Source organism: Rhodoplanes roseus (assembly GCF_003258865.1).
GTDB classification, from domain to species: Bacteria; Pseudomonadota; Alphaproteobacteria; order Rhizobiales; family Xanthobacteraceae; genus Rhodoplanes; species Rhodoplanes roseus.
Map to the genome: position 1 here is coordinate 1 of NZ_NPEX01000924.1, position 251 is coordinate 251.

Sequence of the window (251 nt, forward strand, 5' to 3'; positions counted from 1 at the left end):
ATCCAGGGCATCATCACCGAAGCCGAAGAGCTGATGAGCGAGATCTCAGACGGAGAAACGCGCGATGCGGCGATGGCCGCCGCAGCGCAGGCCGTCGAGCATTACGAGATTGCGCGCTACGGCACACTTGAGGCCTGGGCCCATCGTCTCGGCCATAAGGAAGCCGCGAAGCGCCTCGGCGAAACTCTTCAGGAAGAAAAGAGCGCCGACGCCAAGCTCAGCAAGGTTGGCGAGAGCGAACTCAACAAGAA

General features: G+C 61.0%; 1 protein-coding gene. It reads left to right on the top strand.

The window, feature by feature from the left end; translation table 11 throughout:
• Positions 1–251, top strand: a 251-nt coding sequence (locus tag CH341_RS33030) for a YciE/YciF ferroxidase family protein (RefSeq protein ID WP_146604814.1), incomplete at both ends; no start/stop codon positions are given.